Below are 23,796 nucleotides of genomic sequence, written 5' to 3' on the forward strand. Positions count from 1 at the left end.
GCTCGTTCTCTACTGCGAATTCTTCATACCTAAGACGTTGAAACAGTCCAATTATTGCTGATCAGTCTAATGACGCAAAATCGATCTCGATCCAATTCAAATTTATCGGCAAGCCTTTTTTAGGCTTTCCTGCCAGCGGCCCCTGCACAAACGCCTTTGCGGTCATGCGTTTGGGATCCACCCCAAACTTTTTGAAGTACTCCCTTATGGCTGCCCCACGAATTTCAGCAAAAGCCTGCCCGGCAGGTACATTTTCACCAGTTGCCGTTGAGAAAGAACTGATCTGGATACGAATGAACTTAGAATCCGCGATCTTTTTCGCCAGTGTTTCCAGTCTTTCAAGATTTTCAGTCGCAAATTCGGCGGAATCCGGCTGCATCCAATACGGTTCATTGATCGTGAGAACTAAGCCATTCGGCTTTTTCTGAACGACCCCAAAGGTCTTCAAGAAGCCTTCAAGAACCGGCATCTCATCTAAGAACTCCTTTGCGGCTCTGTAACGTTGAACCTCGTCTTTCAGCTTTTCAATGTCGATCCTCAGTTCCAGATTCTCGGCAGCAAAGTCTTCTGCTTTTTTCACGGCATCGCGGGCATCCTTTTCGAGACGATTGCTCTGCGATTCCTTATTCAGATAGTCGCGTTCGAGGCTGTCCCTGCGGGCTCTTACTGTATTGAGTTCCTCAGTGAGACGTTCGATCTTTTCATTTGCCTGGCGAAGCTCATCGACGGATTCGTCGAGAGCCGATGCTGCCCGCGATTTCTCCTGGTCGATTTTCTGAACCCGTCTGCTTTCGATAGCCTTCTTCTCGGCATTCGCAGCAAGCCCGATCGTAATATTGGCCAGTGACTCGATCTCCTTTTCATTTCCTTTTTGTTGCCAGAGCTGATTCACCTTATTAAGTGAATCCCGCGCTTCGTTTAGCAATTTCGAAGCTTCCGTGTCGGCCCCGGCATTCGAGGCCATCGTAACGGCATATCGCGCCCCTAATAAGGAAAGAGGTGTCCGACGAAATTCTCTGTATTCCTTATCTTTTTTCTTGTCGACTTTCGGGCGATCCTGAAAATAGTCGTTCTCGCTCAACTGATACTGAACCTTTTTGGGGCTAGTTCTATTAGCGTTATCACCGACGGCGGGGCCGCTGCGAAGGATGATGGTTCGGCTGGGTTCCCTTACCATATGGTGAGGTTCTGCCGTGAGCACTAGCGCAAAGCTCTTTCCGCGAGAAAACTCATCTTTGAAATCCCGATCAACAGTTTCCTCCTTGCTGGATGGGATCTGTCTCAAGAAAACTGTCGACCCATCATCCAGTACGGCCCAAAGGACATAGGTTGAGAATGTTCCCTGCAGGTCAAAAACCGATGGAAGTTTTTTCAGGTTAACTTCAATAGTGGCGATGCCCCGTTCGTTTAAGTCAACCTTATAGTCTCCGCGAACCCCCGGATAGGTGGCATCGTTGGCCATGACCACACTTGTCTTTTTATCAGGGAAGAAAGTCACAACCGAGATCTCATCGACGTTCCCCTTCGGAGTCTGGCAGTGAGCGGTACGAGAAAGAGAAATACTGAATAAGATAAGCAAAAAGAGGATGAAGTATCGCCCGTTTCTTATCGCAAGCTGCATAAAGCCTCCCATTCGATCCCTTAATTGCCGACCGTCGAACGCAAAACGATACGGAACCCGACCTTATTAGAGTAAGATCCGACGTCGAGCCAACTCCTGCACGTCGAACAGACACCAGTCGCGGTCAGTTCGTAATTGCCTCCGCGGATCACCTTTTTTTCGCTTGTCGTGATCCGGGCGGTTCCGTCGGCGGGAGCACCTACGTAGTTAGGAACCCAGCTATCAAAAACCCATTCGGCGGCATTTCCGTGCATATTGAAAAGTCCAAATCGATTCGCGAAGCGGAAACTGCCAACCGGCATCAAACGGTTACGAGCTTGCCCCTGTACGTTCTCTTTTGAAATGTTACTTGCATCGAAATTAGCCAGATCATCCTTTAACCGCGGTCCAAACGCGAACAACGCATCAGACCCCGCTCGAGCAGCATATTCCCACTCGGCCTCAGACGGCAGGGTATATACATGCCCGGTGAATCGGCTTAGTCGTTCGCAGAACTCGATCGCGTCTGCCCAGGATATATTCACGACGGGCAGATCATCGCCGACCAGATTCGGTGCGGGATCTTTTTTCAAGGAGATCTTCACCTTGGGCATTTTGGCGACCGCCTCCCATTCCTTTTTTGTTATCTCGTTCACCCCCATAAAAAAAGCCGGAATGTCGACGTTGTGGATCGGTTCCGCGTCGACGCTGCCCATCTTGAATTTCCCATATGGAATTTGGACCAGGCGAATCGTAACTCCATTCCCGAGATCTTCATCAACCGAATTGGCGGTTTTTCTTTCTTTTGTTATTTCCGCACCCATTCCATCCAACATGACGGTGTCAAATTCGAATGGTTTTGGTGCAAGTTCTGCGGCTCGATAGACCGCGGCCGTAGGCTGAGCTGCGACAGATATCTTTGGCGAATCCCGATTCTCGCGGTTGTAAGCATTAAGAAACAAATTCAACGCTTGAGCTGAGTATTTTCCCGATCTCTGCGTGTTCAGAAACACAGAGTAAGATTGAACAGTATTCGCTTCTTTGGCTTCTTCGAACAACCTATCCTCAGACGTGTCGGGCGGTACGTTCTTTTTCAGAGCGAAAACCATGTCTCCAAATCTGAGTTCAGCGTCCTCGATCTTTCCATAGGTGGGCGTTTGTTCCCGTTTCATTTCATCGACAACTTTCTTTGAAAGGTAATTAAACAGTTCATTTGCGGTTACAAAGGAATCACGATTGAGATCGGCTTCCCCTTGTAAACCGGAAACAAAGAACCGACGAAATGCACTGTCGTCATTCACTTCCTGGTTTGCACTGCCCGAGGTGATGAACTGGCGAACTGGTTTGCTTATAAACTCTGAGATCGACGGAGGAATTGTATTGCTGTCAGACCGGGTGGTGAGGTGGCCCGAAAAACAGCTGTCGAATACAAATAGCGAGTGCTTGGTCTGAATGCTGCCTGCAATACCTGTAATTGTCTTGAAATCAAGGGCGACTTGCTTGAATAGCAGTTCGTTCTTTCTGGGATCCGGAGCATCAATTGGAACAATATAGCCAAAATCGCGACCATCAGGGGATTTCAGCGTATGTCCGTGTCCCGCAAAATAGACGAGTATCCGCTTGTTGCCGTCTAAACCGTATGTATTGACAAAAGTCTCGATAGCCTTTTTTAACTCAACGCCGGTGAGATTCATTTTTACCGTGACGTCGAATCCGTGTTCGGTTAAGACGGACCTTACAGCTTCAACATCTCGACCGGGGCCCTGCAATGGTTTCCAGTACTTGTAATCGTTCATACCGATCACTAGTGCATGGCTACTGTCGTACAGGCTCGATTCTTTCACCTTTCCATCTTTTACATATCTGACGAGGCCAGGAACAACACCGCGATATTCCTGGGCCTTGCTTCCAATAACCGCTAATGCAGTGGCGGCCGCGATAAAAAATATCCGAGAGAGGGTTCTTTTCATGTCCGTTACTCTTATTGATTTATAGGATGGTTTTCTTTCAATACTCCATAAACAAAATTCGTTCGCTGCTAAACCAATCCATAACGAAGCCCGATCATCGGACTACCTTTTTTAGCGTCTCCCCAATGAATCGACTGCGTCACGCGAATATCTGCGAAGGTGAGTGGCCACAAACGGGCGCAAGATTCTACTGTTAATATGACTCGTTTCTGTGTTTGTATCTGCTTGTGGACGTTACGTTGGGCCGATATCGTACCGCCAAACAAAAATAGGCGTACGTTAGGTGAAAGAAGGATTTTAGTGGAGAGCATCCTCATAGAAAAAGTAATAACCTCCAAAGCGATCCTTAATTCGCATTACTCATGACCTTGGATGTTATCTTTATAAAAGATCGAAGTTCACTGGTGCTCCAGTTCAAACCGGTGAACGACTTCGTCACCCCTTGCTCTAATGATCGACTGCAGATTCACCGCGTCCTTTTCGATTGCCGGTATCTCTTTTTGATTCTTTTCGAGAAAAGCTCTAAGTGTCTGACCGCCCGCGGGGTTAACTATACCGGTCTGGGTGGCAAATGCTATCTTGACTATATTCTCAAGTTCAGGAACGGACTCCTTCGCCCATATCATCCAATTGATCTCAGTTCCGCGCTCCCCGCTCACGTTGCCGGCTACTTCGACAGTCTGCCCGGCGGCGACCTTAGACACGCCATTATTCCTAAGTGGGGTAGGGAACAGTAAGGAGTATTCCAAGTTCCCATTCTTATTCTTACCCTGATTGAAAACGTACATGTAGCCTTCTGATTCGGGCACAAACGTCATAATCGTTTGGTAATCGCTCAACCGTCGCCTGCCCAGTGGAGCGGTATGGGGCTTCGAATGGTTTACCATTGCGCATTTTCTGGACCATAAGGTAATACGCAAATTTCCGCTCAGGGCCAAGGTCGTTCGGGAGGCTATTCGCCGAAGGTTGAGCGGCCGGTGGCGAAGGTGCAGCTGAATTCCAGGCAAAATAAGCGCCAGTTATTCCGATCAATGCAAGAACTATTGCGACCGGCAATACAAACTTGGCCGCTCGGAGCAGCTTGTCGACCGGGCTAGTGGCTTCAATGCGTTTGATCGTGTCAAATTCGATAGCATGCTCGAGTTCCATCGACTGAGTGGGTGAACTGTGGAATTCTGTCTTGATCGAGGCAAAAAAACGATCCGTTTCCCGCCCGTCACTTCGCAATTCATGCGCGAGATAGCGGCCGAACGCTCTAGCATTTTGCGGACGCTTTTCTGGGTCGAACTCAAGGGCCGAGAGTAGAATTCGCTCCGCTTCGCGAGGCATGTCGGGACGCAATGCAGTAGGTGGGGTGATCACTCCGTCCTTTTCGAGCTGATACATCTCGGCTAGGGCAACTGGTTTGAACGGTACCTCACCCGTTAGTATTTCGTAAGCAACTATAGCCGTCGAGAAAATATCAGCCGCCGGCGTCAGGTCCAATCTGCCGATCAATTGTTCCGGGGCTATGTAAAGTATCGAGCCGATGGCTCGTGAAATCTCCGTTTCTGGCGCAAGCTTCGACTCCCCAACTCGAGCAATGCCAAAATCGATTAGACGAACTCGATAGAGGCCTTCCTCGATCGGAGTCAGCATAATATTTTCGGGCTTGATATCGCGATGTAAGACTTTTTCGCTGTGGGCTGCTGTTAACGCGTCAGTGACACTTTCGATAACATTCGCGGCAACATCAAGGGGTAATCTGCCTGCGAGTTGTATCGCCTTGCGGAGCGAGTGCCCTCGAATATAATCCATTACCATGAATGGATTTCCGTCGTTGAGGATACCTGAATCGAGGATCCTGACAATGCCGGGATGGTCGAGCCTAATAAGAGCTTCTTTCTCGTGTTCGAATTTGCGAACGATATCAGGATGTTTGAGAGCATTCTCATTCAGGATCTTGACGACCACATCCTTTCCCATCAACTTGGTATCTTTGGCCAGATAGACGACACCTATTCCGCCAGTGTCTGCACCACCATCCGTAAGATTTTTCTCGATGAAAAAGCGGCCATCAAGTACCCGGCCTACGAGTGTGCCCGGTTCATTGAAATCGATTGTTGTTGTTTCCGAAAGTTTAGACGAATCCGCCTTCGCAGAAGCCGCGACTTCAGAATCGTGCAAGTTATCCATAGGAGCTGCACCTGAAAGCCATAGTTATCCGACTACTCACCGGACAGACTACGAATAGTCATTCTTTTAAAATATGTCGGATTGTACATAAGAACGCTAAGAATGTAAAGCATTTAAATAGCCCCGGAACGTGGATGTTTCCCTTGCTAAGGTAATTCATGACAGAACCTCACATTCTTGCTTTAGCAAATCCTGATGCGTAAATCGCCGTCACGGGCACCCAGCCAGAGTCAGAATCTTCTTCGTGAGAGCATATACTTCTGCGGCCATGCAACGTGTTTGCCGACACTTCTGTTCTCGGAGTCGCTGCGCTGATATTGGTAGATCTCGATTTCAAGAAAATTAGGTGGGAATTCAGGTGGGAACGCAAAAACGGGCACTAGCTTGGTGCCCGTAACTTATTGAAAGAATGGAGCCGCCCATCGGAGTCGAACCAACGACCTTTCGATTACGAGCCTGCCCTCCACAGTTAATCGAAATGCAGGCTTGCCTTGAAGTTGATCACCCCACCATGAGAGATTGGTCGAGAGCATGATCCCGCTTGACTGATACCCCGGCACGCTCCAATCCAAATGGGTCGGGTAGCAGATGCCATCACCATTCGGGGTCTTGCACTTTGCCAGCCAGACCATGGGCGACTCCCCGCCATTGTAGCCAGAAACCGGGATGCCGCCTTCCAGGAACCGAGGCTCCTTACGTCCATGTGAGAAATGGCTTGGAAAGTCGAGTTGGAAATATCCTGCCGATATCGACGCAGGGGCTCCTGTTGAGCCGCCGGCCATTTGTTCCTTGAGCTTGGCGAGGTTGGTTTGGGGGACTTGTAGTTTGGATCGGCCTCGAGGGCTTTTTCGAAGGCGGCGAGTTTGTGAAAATGCACTCGAAATTAAAGTCGCGAATGCAACAAAATCAAAGAGCGAAGCGCCAAATTGAACCAACATATTCATCTATCCTCCACCGGCTAACGGTCGCCTAATCTAAACTTTATTAGCGATTTAGAGCGTATTCTACCGCATCCTTGTCGACGCTCATGCGAAGATCGTCCATACGAACCGGACTGTAATCATCCGTACTTGAGACACGTCGGAATTGAAGTCCACGACATTAGTAATGCCCAGGCAAAAAATGTGTGCAGAAATGTGTGCAACAAGAAACGGGCACCAACTTGGTGCCCGTAACCTATTGATTAAATTGGCTCCGCAGGTAAGACTCGAACTTACAACCCTTCGGTTAACAGCCGAATGCTCTGCCATTGAGCTACTGCGGAATATCGCTGCCTAACGGTGGCGAACCTAAAGATTAAAAATTTCCCCGTCCGTTGTCAAGTTTATTGGCGAATTCCCTTTGCGATCATGGCTCTGATCACATCCATCTCGCGGTCGAACTTGTTGCCGATGTCCTCGGTTTTTCTTTTTACGACGATCTCTGGCACGACGCTCTCGTCTTTTTTCGGCTTCAGCGGTGACTGGAAATAGAGCGGAATATCGATCTCAGCTTTTGAGTTCGGCAGCGTCAGGAATAGGTAATTGCCACCATTTATCCCTTGTTTATTGCCACCCGTCGTTTGGCCGACGATGGTTGCGAGACGGTTTTGCTGGATATAGTCGAGAAACTGGAAGGTCGCGGAGGCGTTACTTGAATCAGCGATAACAAATGTGCGTCCGGTGAAATTGTTCTCGTAAGGTTCGACAGCCGGATAGTCTTCGCGGCCGATTATCTCGAAGTAATTTGCGTCAAACTTTCGATAAAATGCTGCCGGAACGCCGTTTTTGAGTGCGTACATGATCGCATCATCGTAGGTGCTGACAAATTTAGAAAGTTCCGGGTTTGCCGAGACATTGCGTACCAGTCGCCGGCTTTCGGCGTACGGCGGCAGCTGTTGCTTGGCCAAATAGCGCGAGATCTCAAATCCGGGATCCATATCGCCGCCGCCGTTTCCGCGAACGTCGATGATAAGGTTTTTGATATTTTTTGCCCGCAGCTCTGCGAATGCATTTGCCAGAAACTCCTTGAATTTTATCGTTTTGAGCCGCCAGGTGATGAAATTCTCGACCTTCAGGTAGCCCGTCGAATTATCCTGGATCTCAAATTTCCAGCCGTCGTCGTACGTAGGCGTTTTGCCGTAACGCTTAGCCATTTCCTGTTTGCGGTCTGACTTGGTTACGGCAGGAACATGAAAGTTGATCTTCTTCTTAGTGACAAGATCTATCGCCTCGATCGAAAACTTCTCGTCTCTGACAGGGAAAAACAGTGGGAAATACATATCGAAGAGGGCGTATCTTTCTGCCTCAAAGCGGGTTAATTCCAGTGAATTGATCCGATGTTCGAGCGTTGAATTCCCGTCACCTCTTGTTACGGTCAATAGTTCGTCAATGATCTTCTTGACTGGAATTCCATTGATCTTTGTGATCTCACTTCCGAGTGCGAGGGGATTTGGCGAGGCGTTTTCGGTGACGATGAACCTACCATCGATGATGCGGAAATAGAATGGAAGAAAGGTCTTGCCGTTGAATATCCGCTCTCGGACGACGCTGTTTTGATTGTACGGATTCAGATAGGTGTGGCCGCATTTGATCTTTTCGGTAAGCTGCGAAAACAAAAGAAAGGCGGTATTCTCGGATAGCGGCGTGTTGAGTTTTGCCTCGATCTTGGCGAACTCGCGCTCCAGGTTTTCGGGTGTGTTGTAGCGATAGACACCTGGATGCAGTGAAACCAAAGCCTTCTTCAGCACCTCAAGATCTTCTTTTAACTGTGCCGGTGAAAATGTCTTTTTTTCGAGAATGTTCTCACTCGTTCGCTTTAGTGTGAGTCGATTGCGGAATTGCCACGGCGTTCGCGTTTCCTTTAAGAAAGTTAAGGAATTGTCGTCAAAAGTGATCGTCTTTCGCATCGGCTCAACCTTCTCGCCGTCCTGGCCGCTGCCGAGCAGGACGATCTTTCCGTTCTCGACCGATTCGATCTTGTATTCAAAATCGCCTGATAGGAATCTCTTCGCGGCTGTATCGATCTTCTCTGTTTCGACATCTTTAATGATCGTCCCAAAGTCGTCGTAAACGGTCGTGATCTCGGCAGAATTACCGTCTACAGCGGCTTTAACTATCAGAAATGTCTTGAGCTTTACGCGTTTGTTTTCCGAATAGTCTTGATACTCAAGCGTTCCTTCCCAGTTTCCGTCGATGGTTTGATAGAAGGTTTTACTTTGTGAAACTGCGGTTCCCGCAAAGGTTATTAAGGCTAAGATCGCTGCTAAGAATAATTTGTTCATCTGTTTCCTCTCGAAGTAGTGTTCGTACTGATTCGAGATTACGGCTCGCGGAGCAGCACATCGCCTCACATCATCATTTGAGGCTTATTTGTGATGATTTGAGACTATTTAGCGGTCAAATTGTCCTGATATTCCTTTGGCGAAACGCCGGTAAATTTTTTGAATGCCCGGTTGAAGGTGGCTTTTGAATTAAAACCGCTGTCGAAGGCGATGGCGAGCAGCGACGATTCGTCGGCGTCACGGAGCTTGGATTTGACTTCGTTTATTCGGTATTCGTTTATGAAATCGTTGAAATTCTTATCAAATCCCTGATTGATCGCGTGCGAGAGCACGTTGGAATTGACGCCGACGATCCGCGTCAGGTCGGTCAGCGTGATCGTGGGTTCGAGATAGGGCCGTTCGTCGCGCATTACGGCCTGCAGCTTTTCTTTCAGGCGTTCTAGTTCGTTGTCGGAAAGTAGCGAACGCCGCGATTCGGTCGCCTTGGCGGGAGCATCAGAAAAAGTCAGGTCAATGGTTTTTGACCGTAGATAGCCAGCAACCGCTAAATAGTAGGTCGAAAGCGCGAGAACTACCTCAAAATAAAAGTACTGAATATAAGAAAGCCGAAACAGAAAACTGTTCGTAAAATCAAACAACGCCCCGAGCAGCAGGATCGCCGAAAACGTGTAAAGAAAATTCCGCAGCCAGTCGAACTTAATCTTTTCAGTGTCGGAGAAATTTTCGTCGAGCCAATTTCGGTATTTCCGGTAATGCCGGATCGACCAAAATAACAGCAGCACGCTCCACGCGAATTCGGTCGCAAATACCAGCGGCCCTATGACCGGACGGTAATACGCCCCATCAAACCATCCTTTCCAAGCCTCGCTCTGAAAAAATATCGTGAACCGGAATACAAGATACACGGCCGTTGGGATCAGATAAAGCAGGTCCTTTCGTGTTAATTTCCACTGCGAATTCGTCAGACTAAGTACGTAAAACCAGACCAGAACCGGCGGCAGATAGCTGATCGAGAAAGGAAAGTACGTTAGCCATTGATTCAGGTCATAAACATTCGCAAACCCGATAAACGGCGTGATCAGGCTCGAGCTCAGTACGACCAGCAGCAACGCGAGCCACAGATCGGCTTTCGTCCTCTGCTTGATCCCGCGATTTACGAGCAGCCCCGCAAAGATCAGACCTTGCAGGATGCAGATAAAGATGAGGATGCTTCTAATGTTTAGGAAATCGTATTCCACAATGTTAACGAGCCAGCGACAATATTGTTCTTTCGTCCGAATGCCGGATAGAGTTTCAGATCTTCCCCGCGTTCACATTCTGCAAACGCTGGCGAACGGCGTATAATTCTCTCTTTATACAAACTCGGGAGCCGTTCTATTTTGCATCACGAAACCATAATTATCCTCGATTTTGGCTCACAGTACACGCAGCTCATCGCTCGGCGTGTGCGTGAGCAGGGCGTTTATTGCGAGATACATCCATTTCATCTATCGGCGGACGCGATCGCGGCGAAACGGCCGATGGGCGTTATTTTGTCTGGCGGGCCGTCGAGCGTGACGGATGAGGACGCTCCGCGCGTTGAGGAAGGGTTTTATCAAAAACTCAATGTTCCGATCCTCGGCATCTGTTACGGAATGCAGCTCGTTGCTCTCGACCTCGGCGGGTCGATCGAGCCGGCAAACCGCCGCGAATACGGCGCTGCTCGCGTGAAAGTTTTAAGCGGCAAAACGGCATTGTTCAATGAACTTCCTTTCGAACTCGACGTCTGGATGAGCCACGGCGACCACATGACGCGTATGCCCGATGGTTTTGTCGCAGTCGCAACCAGCGAAGACGTGCCCACGGCGATCGAGAATCCGGAACGCGGCATCTACTGTGTTCAGTTTCATCCCGAGGTCAGCCACACGCCTTTGGGCAAGGAAATAATCAGAAATTTCATATTTGATATTTGTAAATGCAAAGGCGATTGGACACCCGCGCAATTTATCAAGGAAGAGATCGAGAAGATCCGCGACATCGTCGGCCCGACCGATAATGTTGTCTGCGGCCTATCGGGCGGTGTCGATTCGACCGTCGCGGCCGTGCTCGTCCACGAAGCGATCGGCGACCGGCAGACTTGCATCTTTGTGAATAACGGATTGCTTCGCTACCGCGAGTTCGAAGACACCCTCGAGGTCTATAAAAACAATCTGCATCTCAACGTCCGCGGAGTCGATGCATCTGAAGATTTCTACTCTGTCCTCGCAAATGTGGTCGATCCTGAACTAAAGCGAAAAGCGATCGGAGCCAAATTCATTGACGTTTTCGATGCCGAAGCGAAAAAGGTCGAGGGCACAAAATGGCTGGTTCAGGGCACGCTTTATCCCGATGTGATCGAGTCCGTCAGCCTGCGAGGTTCGTCCGTCACGATCAAATCACACCACAACGTCGGCGGCCTGCCGGAAAAGATGGACCTTAAGCTTATCGAGCCTCTGCGTGAGCTTTTCAAGGACGAGGTCAGGCTGATCGGCAAGGATCTCGGCATTCCCGACGAAATTCTCCAGCGGCATCCATTTCCCGGCCCCGGGCTCGGCGTTCGCATCCTCGGCGACATCACACCGGAAAAGGTCGAGCTGCTCCAAAAAGCCGATCGCGTCTTTATCGAGGAACTGCACAATTTCGGCATCTACCAGGACGTCTGGCAAGCCTTCGCCGTGCTGCTCCCGATCCAGTCGGTCGGCGTCATGGGCGATTTCCGCACCTACGAACGAACCGTAGCCCTCCGAGCCGTCACCTCAACCGACGGCATGACCGCCGACTGGGCACGCCTGCCGCATGATTTCCTCGCGGCGGTCTCGTCGCGGATCACCAGCGAAGTCCGCGGCGTAAACCGTGTCGTCTACGATATCTCGTCCAAACCCCCAAGCACGATCGAGTGGGAATAGAACGATCACAGCTATAGCCACCCGGGAACGCAGGCTCCCTCGCTTGCAAGCGTTCCGCTTCGGGACGCTCAACGGACGTGATTTATTATTCAAGTTGAAAAATACTAAGCTCTTCACGCCGGAGGAACGGGCGTCGGCAAGCGGGGACGCATGCGCTCCAGTCACGTTTCACCAATCTCGCAAATACCTCTACCAATCTCACGCAAACCGCTCGAAAACGGGGCATTTTCCTCTACCTACGCACATCCGGTTTTTGGCTCTCACGGCTTGGTGTGAATCACTGAAAGCCAGTATTTATAGGGCTCTCAGGACTTAGGATGGCAAAAGTGTGAATCGATTCACACTTTTTATGCGGTATTTTTTGGTAAAGTTTGGTGAAAAGTGATTTTACACAAAAAGTCACGTTATCCGATCACAGCTTTAAACGCTCGTATTGGGCATAGAGGGTCATGATCTCGGCGTTGAGTTTCCGTTTGGCGGCGAGGTCCTTTTCCTGGTCACGGACCTTTACCAGGTCCTCGATCTTTTGCTGCAGGATCTCGATCTTGGTCTCGGGCTTTTTGGGTTTTACGATCTGGTATTTGTTGTCCATTTTGGTAGTGAGCAGTCAGCGGTCAGCAAAGAGCTGAGGAAGGCAGAATGCTGACCGCTGATCGCTGAAAGCTTAAAAAGGCCAATCAGATAACCTTGCGGTTTTCTGACTGGCCTTTTTGAAAGTAAAACTATCATCAGGTACGCGTTGATTCCCGAAGCTTGGTTTAGATCTGTGCGTGGATCAGCCGACGGGTTTGGTCGCCGAAGAGGACATCGATCTTTTGGGGTTCGATGACCGCGGTAACTTCGCCATGACCGAACTTGTCGTGCGTCATGGCCTGGCCCTTGCGGTACTTGCGTGAACGGTCATAGGGCGAAGCAGCTCTGCCGCCGCTCGAGACCGAAACCGAGGTTTTTACGCCCCGGGCAAATGTACTGACCGTTTCACAGGTCTCGCAGGCAGCTTTGGTTATTTTGCCCTGTTTGGTGACGGTCACGACCTTGTGATTTTGCTCAAGGTCGCATGCCGAACACATCATTTCAACCGAATCGTCTACTGCGTAAGCTTTTTCTTTCATAATTTCACCTGCCTATCTTATCTGCGGCGGCCAAACGATCGGAAGCTCTTACGAGCCGACGTACCGTTTTTCTTGACTGCTGCAGGAGTAAAGTCGTGTCCGCCAAAATCAGGAAGGACAACGCGTTCGACTTTCTCACCCGTCAGACGTTCGATGGCACGCATCGAATGTTCTTCGGCAACGGTGAACAGCGTGATCGCTGTTCCGTTTTTTCCGGCACGGCCCGTTCGACCGATGCGGTGAACGTAATCCTCCGGAGCCTCGGGTATATCATAGTTTATCACATGTGAGATCGAATCGATATCGATACCTCGTGCCGCCACGTCGGTCGCAACCAGGACGTTCGTATGTCCGGATTTGAAGCTGCGAAGAGCAGCCTCACGCTGTGACTGTGAACGGTCACCGTGGATGCGGTTCGATTTGTGGTCACGCTTCTCGAGGATATGGGCGACACGGTCAGCACCACGCTTAGTGCGGGTGAAAACCAGGACGCGGTCGAAGTTTTCCTTATCGAGCAAGTCGAGGAGGAGAGGCATTTTCGATTGCTGTGCAACCGGATATGCGGTCTGTTCGATCGTCACTGCGGCCTTGCCGCGTTTGCTAACCTCGATGAACGTTGGATCGGTTAGCATTGCATAGGCAATGTGCTCGATCTCGCCTGACATCGTTGCCGAGAAGAAAAGCGTCTGGCGTTTAGCCGGGATGACCTTGACGATGCGTTTGATCGACGGCAGGAAGCCCATATCGAGCATGCGGTCGGCTTCGTCGAGGACGAGATGCGTCAGTCCGCGGAAATCGATCAAGCCCTGATCCATAAAATCGATCAGGCGGCCAGGTGTCGCGATGATGATATTTGCACCACGCTTGAGGCTGTCGATCTGACGTTTGTAACCGGCTCCGCCGATGATCGCCGTGCACGTGATGCCCTTAGGGGCGAACTCGCGGCAGGCAGCCTCGGTCTGGTTAGCCAATTCGCGCGTCGGCGAAAGGACGAGAACCTTCGTTCCCGGTTTGTTCTTGCTCTCGCTCAACTGCTGAATGATCGGCAGAAGAAAAGCTGCGGTTTTGCCTGTACCTGTTTCGGCACTGGCGAGAATGTCTCCGCCCTGAAGAAGGACCGGAATTGCTTGTTGTTGAACCGGCGTCGGTTCTGTGTAACCCATCTGCTCGCACTTATCCGTCAAAAACGGAAGCAAGCCTAAATCTTTAAAAGTCATTAATTAAATAAAATTATATCTACTGAAGACGCATCCTGCGCTTATGCCGGTAAACCTATAATTCACCGGAGCCATCACTGTGAATACAATTAAGTAAACACAATACGACTGCCGAATATTTCTTCGGGATTGTAATAAGAAGCTACTAACGCGGTGTGATCTTCAGTGAAACGGTAGCAAGGAAGGAACCTACGTTCGAGGAGTTCACCTTCTCAGGGAACATCTTCTAACAGTTATTAACGAACCGTGCCTCGAACTATCTATTACGCCCTAACATAAAGGCGAGTTTACCGTCGATGAATGAGATACGGAATTATCAAGTTATGAGATTACAACAGTTTACGATAAATAGCAAGCTATTGTTTTGCGAGCCACTCCGCCGCGACTTCCTTAGGCGTTCGCTTGTTGCCGTCAACCTCGTAGTTCATCTTTCGCATTTCGTCGGTTGAGATGGCATTTTTAAGTTTTGAAAGAGTTGCTCTTAGCGTTTCGCTGACTTCCAGACGCGAGATGAACACTGCCTGGTAGGGCGGAAAGAAATGTTTATCGTCCTCTAGTTGGAATAGGTCAAGAGCGGCTATCAAGCCGTCGGTCGAGTTGCCGGCGATAATGTCGAGCTGTTTGCCAGCGAGTGCGCGAACTGTAAGCGAGAGATCCATTTCGCGGGGCTGTTTGGAGAAGGAAAAACCGTAGGCTTTCGAAAATCCGGCGTATCCATCCGCTCGAGACATGAAATCCTGGCCAAATCCGGCTTGCCAATTTTTGGCGAGCGGCACCGCGTCGGAGATGGTTTTGAGATTGCTTTGCCGAGCGACTTCGCCGCGAACGAGGATCGCAAAATCATTTGAAAACCCGAGTGACGGACTGACGTCGAGCTTAAAATTTTCGGCGTATTCCGCTTTTGTCTGGTCGTAAACCGTCTGGGCATCGGTGATTGGAACATGTTTCAGGATAGCGGTGTAGGCGGTGCCGGTGTATTCGGGATAGACGTCGATCTTGCTGGAGAGCAGGCTTTCGTGGGCAATGTTGCCGCCGAGCTCGAATTGGCGTGTGACCGCTACGCCCTCCTTTTCAAGCATTTGAGCGAGGATCTCGGCGAGGATAACTGATTCCGTAAAATCTTTTGAACCTACGACAACCGTTTTCTGATCTTTCTTCTCGATCCCGGTTTCGAGCGTGTTCTTTGAGATATCAGATCTGAAATTTGAAATAAAGCCGAGACCAACAACGATAGCCAGAGCGGCGGCTACTCCGGCGGCTATGAACCTTCGACGGCCCGCGTGTTTGCGTTCACCGATTGCGTAGCTCTTTTCAAATTGCCCGAGAGCGAAATCGCAGATCAGAGCGAGCAGAGCTGAGGCTAAGGCTCCGGCGATTAGTAGATTATTGTCGTTTTGCCGCAGGCCTCGGAAGATATATGTTCCCAATCCGCCTGCTCCAACTGCCGCTGCAACGGTTGCAACACCAACGGAAATAACCACTGCGACACGAATCCCAGTCAACATAACCGGCATCGCGAGCGGCAGTTCGACGATCTTTAGCCTCTGCCATTCAGTCATCCCGAGGGCGATCGCGGCTTCCTTTGTTTTCGGATCGATCCCGAGAATTCCCGTGACCGTATTGCGGATAACCGGCAGCAGTGCGTAAAGTGCCAGAGCGATGATCGCAGTTCTAGCGCCGATGCCGCCGATGAATGGAATTGGGATCAGAAGCCCGAAAAGTGCGAGGCTCGGCACGGTCTGCATAATGTTCGCAAAGCCCAGTACCGGCGTTTGAAGCGACCTAACACGAGTCAGCAAAACACCAAGCGGAACACCAAACAGCACCGCGAAACCCGTCGAAATAAACACAAGAAAAATATGCTCGCGGGTCAGCGTGAGCAGCTCAGGCCAGTTTGAACTGAGGAAGCGAAGGAACTCTGTCACTACTTCTTCGGAAACGTCGGTAAAAACTGCGGCGTCACGCGTCCTTTCGCCAGCTGTTCGAAGGCGTATGCATATTTGAGCAACTTTGGTTCTGACCAGGCGGTTCCCATAAACAGCATGCCGGTGGCCTGGATCGAGGCCGGGATCGCGGTACCGTTTTGGGCAGTGCCGGCCGGTATCTCGCGAAGTCCGAGCGGCACCGTGATCGACGGATAGCCTGCCACCGCGGCTACTGAGTAGGCGGCTCCGCTTGTGGGGCCGACGAAGGCGTCGAGGTTATTTTTTGCGATCAGGCCATCGATGCCGTCTTCGCGGACGGATCTGCGGACTTTGGCGATGGCGACCGTGTATGCTTTATCTGTGAGATCGCCACGCTTTTGCGAATCGATGAATATCTCCTGACCGAAGATCTGGAGCTCCTTGTCCTTATTGTCTTCGTTAAATTTGATCAGGTCTTCGAGGGTTTTATATTTGCCTCCCCGAGCGGCTAGGTATTTCGCAATATCGGCCTTAAATTCGTATTGCAAAATGGCGAGCCGGTCGGCTTGTGTCGGTCCGTAATCTGGGAAGGTCACGTCAACAAGAGTTGCTCCCGCGTCTTTCATCTTATCGATAAACGGCTGGAAGTAAGCTTTGTAGAGATCGCCGTTCCGCTGCGGGGGTGTAAAAACGAGACCGAGTCGGGCACCTTCGAGGCCTCCGGCATCGAGAAATTTGGTGTAATCCTTTGCTTTTTTCTTATCAGCTTCAGCGGTCGCGGAATCGAGTTTGTCCGTTCCAGCGATCGCTCCGAGCAAAATTGCAGCGTCAGTTACGGTTCGCGTCATCGGCCCGGCGGTGTCCTGTGTATGTGAGATCGGGACGATCCCGGTGCGCGGGACGAGACCGACGGTCGGTTTGAGACCAACCACACCGTTGGTGACAGCCGGCGAGATTATCGAGCCATTTGTTTCAGTGCCGATAGCGACGGCACACAGATTGGCCGAAACCGAAACGCCTGACCCTGAGCTCGAACCACTCGGATTCTGATCGAGAAAGTACGGCATATTCGTCTGGCCACCTCGTCCTGACCAGCCGCTGGTTCCCCGGCCATTTCTGGGATTGGCCCGGAAGTTTGCCCATTCGCTAAGATTTGTCTTACCAAGAATGACGGCACCGGCCTTGCGTAGGCCCGCGGCCAGAGGCGAATCCTGTTTTGGCGTTGGTGCGTCATACAGTGCCCACGAACCGGCTGTAGTGTGCATTTTATCGGCCGTGTCAATATTGTCCTTGATCAAAACGGGAATGCCGTGCATGGGCCCGCGAACTTTGCCCTTTTTCCGCTCTTTGTCGAGCGCATCGGCGATCGTCAGGGCGTCGGGATTTAGTTCGAGGACGGAATGCGTTTTTGTGTCAATCTGTTTGATCCGTTCGAGATACATCTCGGTCAAACGGCGGGCTGTAAGCTTGCCCAACTTCATCTGAGCCTGAAGCTGTGGGATCGTGACCTCGACAAGCTCTGGAAAGGGATCGCCTTCCGCGGCTGCGACGACGATCTCGCCTTTGGCATTTCGAAAGAATGCGATCGCCGCCAGGCCGGCTGCTCCCGCTTTCAAAAACTCGCGTCTGTTCTGACCTGTGTTGTTCATCGTTTCAATAATATAACCCAGTTTTTGTTCAAGTGGGCACCGTGATCGTATCGAGATAGGCACGGACGAGCGGAATCTCGGAAAGTCGGAAATTCCCGGGCGTTTCGAGGAGGACGATACTGCCCTTTTCCATCAGAGCTATTCGCGAGCCCAACAGCATCGCCTCGTGGAGGTCGTGCGTGACGAAGACAGCAGTTTTACCGAGTTCTTTAACAAGTTTCGCAAACTCTTTCTGTAGATTCGTCCGAGTTATCGCGTCGAGAGCACCGAAGGGTTCGTCTAGCAGCAACAGATCAGGATCAGTAACCAGAGCCCGTGCGACTCCAACGCGTTGCCGTTGGCCGCCGGAAAGTTCGTGCGGGTAACGGTTTGCGAATTTCGCGGGGTCAAGGCCGACCAGATCTAGCATTTCGTTGACTCGTCGCTCGTTTTTTGTGTTTATATCCTTGATCGCGAGCGGCAGACCAACGTTTTGCTCGACCGTCATGTGAGGGAAAAGCCCTCCGTCCTGCAAAACGTAGCCAATATGACGCCGGAGATCGATCTTATCCCATTTGGACGTCGGTTTTTGCTCGACGAGGATCATTCCAGACGTCGGTTCGATAAGACGGTTGATGAGTTTTAACGTAGTGGTTTTGCCGCAGCCCGATTCACCTAGCAGGATCAGGATCTCGCCCTTTGATACAGCGAAATTTAGAGACTCGAGGATCTTTGAGCCGCCGATCTCAAAGCTGACGCTCTTAAATTCAACGATATTTTGGGTCCCTATCGGCATCTGTTTTGATCGCTTGATTTTACCATTTAAGCGGCTATCTACTTACCGGCAATATCTAAATAACAGGACGAGACGCTATGATATTGCTACAAAACATGGCAGCACGAAAACCAACAAAACAGGAACTCGCTGACGCAGTTCACCTAACAATAGAAGACATCATCGGACCTGATCTGAAGGTGCTTTTTTGCGGCATTAATCCAGGATTGTATTCAGGTGCGACCGGGCTGCACTTCGCCCGGCCGGGGAATCGGTTTTGGAAAGTTCTTTATGGCGCCGGATTTACCGATCGCTTGCTCGACCCCTCGGAAGAGGCGGAACTGCTCGACAGCGGTTACGGAATAACGTGTTTTGTAGAGCGAACGACGGCAAGAGCGGATGAGCTGTCAAAGGAAGAGTTTATCGCGGGTGGAAAGATTCTGCTTGAAAAGCTCGATCTCTTCAAACCGAAGATGCTCGGTGTCCTCGGCCTCGGTGCATATCGAACCGCATTTGACCGGCCAAAGGCGCGAGTCGGCTTACAGGAAGAGAAAGTCGGCAACACCGGGATCTGGCTCCTGCCAAATCCCAGCGGCCTCAATGCAAATTATCAACTGACGGATTTTATCGAGCTATTTAGTGAATTGAAAACCACGGTCGAATAACTACCTTTTCAACCAGCCCTCACGGATCTTCAACTGCTGAACGGTCGCGTTGCTCTTTTCTGCCAGGCTGAAGCTGGTGAATTCACGCGAACCGACCTTCATTGGCATTTCGATCTCTTTACCATCGCGGTTAACGGTTAGTTTTATTTCCTTTCCTGAAAATGTTCCGAAAGGGGCATCAAATGGCGCACCTCCGTTTATCTTTGTAATGACATCGCCAACCTTTAATCCGGCGGCGGCGGCGGCACCGCCAGTCTCAACGCCGTTGATACCGAACCCCCCGTTACGAGGACGGATCGAGAAACCGAAATCCGGAGTGCTCTCTATTTTTTTCACCAGGTCATAACCCGCGTAGCCAAAGATGCGCTCGTAATCGGGAACTTCAGTGCCGAAGACGTACTTGTTGTAAAAATCCGTGTAGTCTTTCTTAGTCAGTTTGTTAATGATCCCGATCATATCGGTCGTCGTGAAGCCCTTACCTTTTTTGTAGTGATCATTAAAGAGGGCGCGCATTAGATCGTCGAGACTCGAACGGCCGTCGGTATCGTTTCTGATAGAGAGGTCGAGTAAAGCCGCCAGGTTCTGTCCCTGTGTGTAATAGGAAATTCCAAATGCGGTCGGCGTGTCGTAACCGGCCCATGTCGAAACGGACGAATTGGCGGGAGAGATGTATTTGCGTGCCTCGCTGTTTTCGATCCCAGCAGCGGCGTTAGCGGCGCTGCTGAGGAACTGCTCCTTGGTAGTCACTCCTCCTCGATAGGTTCCGATAATTCCGTAATAATTAGTAAAACCCTCAGAAACCCAGAGCAGCGGCGTCTCGTTCTCACGCGAATAATCATACGGCCACATTTCGGCCGGTCGAATACGTTTTACGTTCCAGAGGTGAAAAAATTCGTGAGCTCCGGTTCCGATGATGCCTTCCGGCGTGGAACGCTCACCCGCCGGAGCGAAGGCGACGTAGGAATTGAGGTGCTCGAGGGCACCGCTCGCATTTGATTGCGCGGGTATGAAGAAGTAGAACGCGATATACTTTTCATATGGCAATCCTACGAAAATCGCGCTCTCGGCCTTGATCGTATTAGCCCAGATCTCGGTAAATCTGCGTGATTTCTCAGCGTTAAAAACACCTGCGGGAGCCGCGGCGAAGTAGTGAGGTTTGCCCTCGACCTCAAATTTAGTAACGTCAAAATTGCCCATCATTACGGGAGCGTCTACGAGCACATCATAATCTGCCGCAGTGAAAACCATCGGATCTGTAGTGTCTTTTAGGGCCGTAAGAAGTTTCCAGCCCTGAGGTATCTGAAATTTTACTGTTGCAGGATCATTTTTATGGCCGTTCGGTTCGAGAAAGAGTTGGATTCCCGTGAAGAACGCAAAATCCGTCGCGATCTTTGCCTGGTTGAGGCCGAGGACGGTTGCGCTGTAATCATAATCGACGCGTATTTCTTTCAGCCCGCGAGTATCGATATTCCAAGTCTGCTTTCGCGACATCCGCAGGGGAAGAACCCGACCGCTCGAGTCGGTCACGCGAAACCGCAGCACATTCTTAAAATAGTTCTCAACCGTGTACCAGCCGGGTGTCCATGTCGGCAGACTCAGATCGAGCTGAGGCTGATCGATCTTGCTTATGTCTGTAGTGACGTGGAATTGCTGTGTTGCCGGGTCCGACAGAGAAACTGTGTGTGTTATCTGAAGTGGCTTTTGCGCAAACGCGAACTGCGTACAGAATACAAATGCTAGCAGTGAAAAAACTAGAGTTATACGGCTTGGGTGCTTCATAGGTGTATGGCGAAATGTTACTACAATATACATGAGCTCGATGCGGGCTCCGGTTGCAGGTGTTATTATTTCGAATAAGTGATCAAAAAAGTACGAGAAAATCTAAAAGATCTCGGCCATCTTACCCCAATGGCGGTTGTCTCGACTCTTCTTCCGATAGTCGGCAGCTCGATCTTACTGATATTTCTACTTCCGATCGGGCATTGGCTGCGGGAGAATTGGGAACTCGGTATCCTGGTGTTTCTCACGGGTACTCTGTTCTTCTGTGGTCTCGCACTTTTGCCCACAAACGTCATCGGTATTGTAAGCGGTTGGGCATTTAGTTTCGAGCTTGGCCTGGTCGTGCTTATGATCGGCGTCGTCGGTGCGTCCATAATATCCTTCGTTATCAATACGCAGATAAGCGGAAATCGTTTCCCGGAGATTCTAAAGAAACACCCGCGATCGACCGCGATCTATGATTCGCTGCTGCAGGACAACCTTAAAAAGACGACCTTGATCATATTATTGCTTCGGTTGTCGGTAGTGATGCCTTTTGCGTTCACCAACTTTTTGCTTGCCGCGTCACGAGTTCCTTTTTGGGCTTTCGTTATCGGGACTGCCGCGGGTATGCTGCCTCGATCGGCGTCGATGGCGTTTGTTGGTTCCGGCCTGGCAGAACTGAATCTGAACAACACTCGGGACACCTACATCTTTGTAATAGGGGCGGTCGCGAGCGTTCTGGCAATAATTACCATCGCTATTATTAGCAGAAAAGCTCTCGAGCGGCTGACGCAAACCGAAGGTTCGCTGGAGGCCTGATCGTGTGCGGTTTTGTGAGTACCGTAGTTCTGCCTTAGTATACGTTGAGATCTATGAACATGAAAACTGCTTTTTTTATAAAAACTACGGCTTTTACAATATTGTTCGCCGCAAATACGGCGTGTTCTTTCAACCTTTCTACGAACATTAATTCGAATTCTGCTCCTATTAATTCGCCCGCAAATGCCAGTGTTACCGAACCTGCTGGAACGCCTTCCTCAGCCGCGGCTGAATCGCAAAGCTCCGCCGCTGCCGCGTTGGTAGCGGATCTCTATAAACAGCACGACGGCAAAAATAGCCCATTCTTTCAAACCAAAAACCGTGCGCTCGTAGATAAGTATTTCACCAAAGAACTGGCCGACCTGATCTGGAAAGACGCTACAAGCAGCAGCGGTGAGGTAGGCGCGATTGACGGCGATCCGCTTTATAACACACAGGATCCGGACATTAAGAATTTTGCGATCGGTAAGGCAACTGTTACCGGCATTGTCGCGTCGGTGCCGGTGACCTTTACGAACGGCGGGCGGAAAGAAGTCCTCACATTTGAACTTAAGCAGGTAAAAGGAAGTTGGAAGATCGATAATATCCAGTATGGCAATGGCGAGAACCTGATGAAATGGCTCAAAGAAACGTATCCCGACAAGCCCGGAAGGGCCGAAAATGGTGAGTTTCAGGGCAAGTTCAAGGTCGGCGATACGAGCGCGACGGTTAAACCGGTTAAGATGGCATTTGAGGTCAAATGGGCAAAAGGTACTGGTGTCGAGGTGTTCTTCTTTAAGGAAGGAAATACATTCGAATCAGATGACAAAGGCGGGCCGAACAGGTTTGAGTTCGACGACGACAGTTATAACACCGGCACATTTTATCGTGCAGACGGCAAGACTTTTCCAGTTCAGAGAGTTAAATAGGCGTAATACTCATGATGAGACCGAAGGCACTTCTTTTGTTTCTTTTACTTGCCGTCGCGGCATGGTCAGGATGTAAACAACCGGCCGCAACGAATTCGGCAAAGCCGGGCGAGAAAAAGATCCGCATCGGTTTTGCCATGGATGCTCTCAAGCAGGAACGTTGGCAGAAGGACCGTGACCTTTTTCTGGCACGTGCTGCCGAGCTCGGTGCGGAAGTCTTGCTGCAGACCGCCGATGGCAACGACGATGCTCAGATGAAGCAGGTTGAGAGTTTACTGACGCAGGGGATCGATGTTCTGGTTCTCGTCCCCCACAACGCCGAGGTTGCTGGCGCGATGGTCGAGATGGCGAAGAAGCAGAATGTTCCGGTGATCTCCTACGACCGCCTGGTCCGCAACAGCGCTCCTGACCTTTATGTGTCCTTTGACAACGAAAAGGTCGGGGAGTTGCAGGCGAAGTATCTTTTCGAAAGAATGCCGAAGGGCAATTACGCTCTGATAGGCGGAGCTCCGACGGATAACAACGCTACCTTGCTGCGAAAAGGCCAGCTAAACATTCTCCAGGCAGCGATCGATCGCGGCGATATCAAGGTCGTTGCGGACCAGTGGGCGAAAGAATGGCTGGTCGAGGAAGCTCTTAAGCATGCAGAAAATGCACTTACTCAGAACAACAACAAGATCGACGCTTTCGTCGTTTCGAACGACGGAACAGCGGGCGGCGTTATCGAGGCGTTGATCTCGCAGGGGCTCGCAGGAAAGGTTCTGGTTTCCGGACAGGATGCGGAGCTCGCGGCTTTACAGCGGATCGTAAAAGGAACGCAAACAATGACCGTTTATAAGCCGATATCACGCCTCGCCCCCGCGGCGGTCGATGCCGCAGTTGCACTTGCGAAAAAGCAGCCGAGCGGGGCGACGCGAACGGTTAATAACGGCCGCATCGATGTACCTTCGATCCTGATCGAGCCGATCCCTGTTGACAAGGATAATATTGAGTCGACGGTCGTTAAGGACGGATTTCAAACGCGGGAAAAGATATTTAAGGATTCCCCCAACAAGTAGTACGAGTGTCTAAACTTC

Annotated in this window: 19 protein-coding genes and 1 tRNA gene; 5 read left to right on the forward strand and 15 right to left on the reverse strand. The window is 50.6% G+C overall.

Features of this window, described 5'->3' with window-relative positions:
* Positions 1 to 61: 61 nt before the first annotated feature.
* From IPG22_07830 to IPG22_07865, 8 genes are all read right to left on the reverse strand, one after another.
* Positions 62 to 1,621: a DUF4398 domain-containing protein gene (locus IPG22_07830; protein ID MBK6588188.1), complete on the reverse strand. Its 1,560-nt coding sequence runs from the start codon at positions 1,619 to 1,621 to the stop codon at positions 62 to 64.
* A gap of 20 nt (positions 1,622 to 1,641) precedes the next feature.
* Positions 1,642 to 3,570 carry an SUMF1/EgtB/PvdO family nonheme iron enzyme gene (locus IPG22_07835; GenBank protein ID MBK6588189.1) on the reverse strand — a complete coding sequence of 643 codons (1,929 nt, stop codon included), beginning with the start codon at positions 3,568 to 3,570 and terminating at the stop codon, positions 1,642 to 1,644.
* 398 nt (positions 3,571 to 3,968) lie between these two features.
* Positions 3,969 to 4,379 carry a hypothetical protein gene (locus tag IPG22_07840; GenBank protein ID MBK6588190.1) on the reverse strand — a complete coding sequence of 137 codons (411 nt, stop codon included), beginning with the start codon at positions 4,377 to 4,379 and terminating at the stop codon, positions 3,969 to 3,971.
* Positions 4,336 to 5,745, reverse strand: a complete 1,410-nt coding sequence (locus tag IPG22_07845; GenBank protein ID MBK6588191.1) for a serine/threonine protein kinase — start codon at positions 5,743 to 5,745, stop codon at positions 4,336 to 4,338. The genes IPG22_07840 and IPG22_07845 overlap by 44 nt, the downstream gene beginning before the upstream one ends.
* Before the next feature lie 398 nt (positions 5,746 to 6,143).
* Positions 6,144 to 6,683 carry a hypothetical protein gene (locus IPG22_07850; protein MBK6588192.1) on the reverse strand — a complete coding sequence of 180 codons (540 nt, stop codon included), beginning with the start codon at positions 6,681 to 6,683 and terminating at the stop codon, positions 6,144 to 6,146.
* Between the two features lie 251 nt (positions 6,684 to 6,934).
* Positions 6,935 to 7,009, reverse strand: a tRNA-Asn gene (locus IPG22_07855).
* Between the two features lie 60 nt (positions 7,010 to 7,069).
* Entirely contained in the window at positions 7,070 to 9,007 is a 1,938-nt protein-coding gene (locus IPG22_07860; GenBank protein MBK6588193.1) for a S41 family peptidase, read from the reverse strand.
* 104 nt (positions 9,008 to 9,111) lie between these two features.
* Positions 9,112 to 10,245, reverse strand: coding sequence for an AraC family transcriptional regulator (locus tag IPG22_07865; GenBank protein MBK6588194.1), 1,134 nt, complete (start codon positions 10,243 to 10,245; stop codon positions 9,112 to 9,114).
* Positions 10,246 to 10,383: 138 nt separating this feature from the next.
* Here IPG22_07865 and guaA point away from each other — a divergent pair, with 138 nt between their 5' ends.
* Positions 10,384 to 11,931: a glutamine-hydrolyzing GMP synthase gene (guaA, locus tag IPG22_07870; protein ID MBK6588195.1), complete on the forward strand. Its 1,548-nt coding sequence runs from the start codon at positions 10,384 to 10,386 to the stop codon at positions 11,929 to 11,931.
* Positions 11,932 to 12,343: 412 nt separating this feature from the next.
* Here the strand turns inward: guaA and IPG22_07875 are convergent, their stop codons facing one another.
* The 6 genes from IPG22_07875 to IPG22_07900 form a co-directional block, all read right to left on the reverse strand.
* Positions 12,344 to 12,523: a hypothetical protein gene (locus IPG22_07875; GenBank protein ID MBK6588196.1), complete on the reverse strand. Its 180-nt coding sequence runs from the start codon at positions 12,521 to 12,523 to the stop codon at positions 12,344 to 12,346.
* Positions 12,524 to 12,689: 166 nt separating this feature from the next.
* Positions 12,690 to 13,043: a hypothetical protein gene (locus tag IPG22_07880; protein ID MBK6588197.1), complete on the reverse strand. Its 354-nt coding sequence runs from the start codon at positions 13,041 to 13,043 to the stop codon at positions 12,690 to 12,692.
* 17 nt (positions 13,044 to 13,060) lie between these two features.
* Positions 13,061 to 14,206: a DEAD/DEAH box helicase gene (locus IPG22_07885; GenBank protein MBK6588198.1), complete on the reverse strand. Its 1,146-nt coding sequence runs from the start codon at positions 14,204 to 14,206 to the stop codon at positions 13,061 to 13,063.
* Positions 14,207 to 14,616: 410 nt separating this feature from the next.
* Positions 14,617 to 16,143 carry an ABC transporter permease/substrate-binding protein gene (locus IPG22_07890; protein MBK6588199.1) on the reverse strand — a complete coding sequence of 509 codons (1,527 nt, stop codon included), beginning with the start codon at positions 16,141 to 16,143 and terminating at the stop codon, positions 14,617 to 14,619.
* Between the two features lie 41 nt (positions 16,144 to 16,184).
* Positions 16,185 to 17,813 (reverse strand): amidase, encoded by a 1,629-nt coding sequence (locus IPG22_07895; GenBank protein ID MBK6588200.1) that lies wholly within the window; start codon positions 17,811 to 17,813, stop codon positions 16,185 to 16,187.
* 28 nt (positions 17,814 to 17,841) lie between these two features.
* Positions 17,842 to 18,588, reverse strand: a complete 747-nt coding sequence (locus tag IPG22_07900; protein ID MBK6588201.1) for an ATP-binding cassette domain-containing protein — start codon at positions 18,586 to 18,588, stop codon at positions 17,842 to 17,844.
* A gap of 95 nt (positions 18,589 to 18,683) precedes the next feature.
* Here IPG22_07900 and mug point away from each other — a divergent pair, with 95 nt between their 5' ends.
* Positions 18,684 to 19,232, forward strand: a complete 549-nt coding sequence (gene mug, locus IPG22_07905; protein MBK6588202.1) for a G/U mismatch-specific DNA glycosylase — start codon at positions 18,684 to 18,686, stop codon at positions 19,230 to 19,232.
* Here mug and IPG22_07910 read toward each other — a convergent pair whose 3' ends face one another.
* On the reverse strand, positions 19,233 to 21,011 hold the full coding sequence (locus IPG22_07910) for a M61 family metallopeptidase (GenBank protein MBK6588203.1): 1,779 nt from the start codon (positions 21,009 to 21,011) through the stop codon (positions 19,233 to 19,235). It lies immediately after the preceding gene.
* 78 nt (positions 21,012 to 21,089) lie between these two features.
* Here IPG22_07910 and IPG22_07915 point away from each other — a divergent pair, with 78 nt between their 5' ends.
* Genes IPG22_07915 through xylF form a run of 3 tightly spaced genes read left to right on the forward strand, consistent with a single transcriptional unit; the run spans position 21,090 to position 23,778 of the window.
* Positions 21,090 to 21,812, forward strand: a complete 723-nt coding sequence (locus IPG22_07915; protein MBK6588204.1) for a VTT domain-containing protein — start codon at positions 21,090 to 21,092, stop codon at positions 21,810 to 21,812.
* A 59-nt stretch (positions 21,813 to 21,871) separates the two neighbouring features.
* The gene (locus tag IPG22_07920; protein ID MBK6588205.1) at positions 21,872 to 22,720 is read left to right on the forward strand and encodes a DUF3828 domain-containing protein; all 849 of its coding nucleotides are present in this window, start codon (positions 21,872 to 21,874) and stop codon (positions 22,718 to 22,720) included.
* Between the two features lie 14 nt (positions 22,721 to 22,734).
* On the forward strand, positions 22,735 to 23,778 hold the full coding sequence (gene xylF, locus IPG22_07925; GenBank protein ID MBK6588206.1) for a D-xylose ABC transporter substrate-binding protein: 1,044 nt from the start codon (positions 22,735 to 22,737) through the stop codon (positions 23,776 to 23,778).
* Positions 23,779 to 23,796: the final 18 nt, after the last annotated feature.

Source organism: Acidobacteriota bacterium, from assembly GCA_016703965.1.
Lineage (GTDB): Bacteria > Acidobacteriota > Blastocatellia > Pyrinomonadales > Pyrinomonadaceae > OLB17.

Coding starts and splice junctions, on each gene's coding strand:
- xylF (MBK6588206.1), top strand. CDS start 22,735: ATGAGACCGAAGGCACTTCTTTTGTTTCTTTTACTTGCCGTCGCGGCA.
- IPG22_07910 (MBK6588203.1), bottom strand. CDS start 21,011: ATGAAGCACCCAAGCCGTATAACTCTAGTTTTTTCACTGCTAGCATTT.
- IPG22_07895 (MBK6588200.1), bottom strand. CDS start 17,813: ATGAACAACACAGGTCAGAACAGACGCGAGTTTTTGAAAGCGGGAGCA.
- IPG22_07875 (MBK6588196.1), bottom strand. CDS start 12,523: ATGGACAACAAATACCAGATCGTAAAACCCAAAAAGCCCGAGACCAAG.
- IPG22_07845 (MBK6588191.1), bottom strand. CDS start 5,745: ATGGATAACTTGCACGATTCTGAAGTCGCGGCTTCTGCGAAGGCGGAT.
- IPG22_07880 (MBK6588197.1), bottom strand. CDS start 13,043: ATGAAAGAAAAAGCTTACGCAGTAGACGATTCGGTTGAAATGATGTGT.
- IPG22_07885 (MBK6588198.1), bottom strand. CDS start 14,206: ATGGGTTACACAGAACCGACGCCGGTTCAACAACAAGCAATTCCGGTC.
- IPG22_07850 (MBK6588192.1), bottom strand. CDS start 6,683: ATGTTGGTTCAATTTGGCGCTTCGCTCTTTGATTTTGTTGCATTCGCG.
- IPG22_07835 (MBK6588189.1), bottom strand. CDS start 3,570: ATGAAAAGAACCCTCTCTCGGATATTTTTTATCGCGGCCGCCACTGCA.
- IPG22_07920 (MBK6588205.1), top strand. CDS start 21,872: ATGAAAACTGCTTTTTTTATAAAAACTACGGCTTTTACAATATTGTTC.
- mug (MBK6588202.1), top strand. CDS start 18,684: ATGGCAGCACGAAAACCAACAAAACAGGAACTCGCTGACGCAGTTCAC.
- IPG22_07860 (MBK6588193.1), bottom strand. CDS start 9,007: ATGAACAAATTATTCTTAGCAGCGATCTTAGCCTTAATAACCTTTGCG.
- IPG22_07900 (MBK6588201.1), bottom strand. CDS start 18,588: ATGCCGATAGGGACCCAAAATATCGTTGAATTTAAGAGCGTCAGCTTT.
- IPG22_07830 (MBK6588188.1), bottom strand. CDS start 1,621: ATGCAGCTTGCGATAAGAAACGGGCGATACTTCATCCTCTTTTTGCTT.